At 60.2% G+C, this 1,557-nt stretch carries 3 protein-coding genes and 1 pseudogene; all 4 read right to left on the reverse strand.

What is annotated here, in order from left to right; genetic code table 11:
• A pseudogene (locus tag AC1DYS_RS32200) lies at positions 1-249 on the reverse strand (tetratricopeptide repeat protein); the annotation flags it as partial.
• Positions 246-674, reverse strand: a complete 429-nt coding sequence (locus AC1DYS_RS32205) for an ExbD/TolR family protein (protein WP_477906166.1) — start codon at positions 672-674, stop codon at positions 246-248. The pseudogene AC1DYS_RS32200 and the gene AC1DYS_RS32205, both read right to left, overlap by 4 nt.
• Positions 675-689: 15 nt before the next feature.
• Positions 690-1,118 (reverse strand): ExbD/TolR family protein, encoded by a 429-nt coding sequence (locus tag AC1DYS_RS32210; protein ID WP_047495246.1) that lies wholly within the window; start codon positions 1,116-1,118, stop codon positions 690-692.
• Positions 1,119-1,155: 37 nt separating this feature from the next.
• A partial coding sequence (locus AC1DYS_RS32215) for a MotA/TolQ/ExbB proton channel family protein (protein ID WP_477906168.1) occupies positions 1,156-1,557 on the reverse strand: 402 nt, incomplete at its 5' end.

The raw sequence follows: 1,557 nt of genomic DNA on the forward strand, positions 1-1,557 counted from the left end.
CGCTGCAGCGATGCGCATGCGCTCGATCAAGAAGGTCTCGTTTGCAGTTCGATTCGGCACCGCTTCGGCGTCACGCACCTTCGCCAGTGCTTCCTTGAATTTCTGCGCCTTGATCAGTTCCTGTGCGGCTTGCAGTGGCTTGCCGACATCAGGGCGCAAGCCCTCTTGGGCTCCCGCCGCCACCGCACCCAGTGCCAGCGAAGCGGCGAGGACCAGTTTGACTGCTTGACTCTTCATCCTGATGATCACTTCACGAATTGCTCGTTACCAACCATGCCAAGCTTGGTCACGCCCAAGCGCTGCGCGCTTGCCATGACCATGGCTACGGCCTTGTACTCAACGAGCTTGTTAGGCCGGAGGTGTACTTCGGGCTGATCCGGCATGGCTGCCGTATTAGCCAGCCGCGCCTCCAGCGCAGGACGGTCTGGAACGATTTCACCGTTCCAGAGAACGGTGCCGTCGAAGTCAATGTCGATGGTGACAACGACTGGCGGAGCCGTCGGTGGAGGCGGATTACCACTCGGCATGTTGAGATTGACCGAGTGCAACTGGATCGGGATGGTGATGATCAGCATGATCAGCAACACCAGCATCACGTCGATCAGCGGCGTGGTGTTCATCTCGACCATCACATCCGGTTCGCCGCCACTGCTTGAGCCTACATTCATTCCCATGGTGTGGGCTCCTGGTTAGCCGCGCGGCGGGGGTTCGGTGACGAAGCTGATCTTCTGGATGCCAGCGCGCTGGCAAGCGAAAACCACCCTGCCCACGGATTCGTAGCGCGACTTCTCGTCGCCGCGAATGTGGATCTCGGGTTGYGGCACGATCACTGCAATCTTCTTCAGCCTTTCGACGAGTGCATCGTTGTCTGCGACCGCCTGAGCATTCCAGAAAACATCGCCGTCCTTGGTGACGGAAATCTCGATGTTCTCAGGCTTGGTCTGGCGAACGATGTTGGTCTCTTTGGGAAGAGACACTGCGGCGTTCTGCGTCACAACGGGCACGGTGATGAGAAAGATGATGAGCAGCACAAGCATCACGTCCACCAACGGGGTGGTGTTGATGCTAGCTACCACTTCATCATCGTCGCCGTCTCCGGCTCCGACATTCATGGCCATAGGGCGCTCCTGTCCTCTGTCCTAATACGCAGTTGAATCAGCGCACCGAGGCGCGGCTACCCAGCAGCACGCCGTGAAGGTCAGCGCCGAAGCTGCGCACGGATTCCATCGTGACCTTGTTGCGACGCACCAGCCAGTTGTAGCCCAACACGGCCGGCACAGCGACAGCCAGGCCAATGGCCGTCATCAGCAGCGACTCGCCCACGGGGCCTGCGACCTTGTCGATCGATGCCTGACCAGCGATACCGATGGCGGTCAGCGCATTCAGAATGCCCCACACCGTCCCGAACAGGCCGACGAAGGGAGCGGTCGAACCCACGGTCGCCAACACGGCCAAGCCGTCTTGCAGGCGGCTTTGCACGTTTTCGATGGCGCGCTGAACGCTCATGCCGATCCACGTGTTGCGGTCGATGTTGGCCGTCAGTTCGCCGGCGTGGTC

This window comes from Rhizobacter sp. P2_G4 (genome assembly GCF_056403575.1).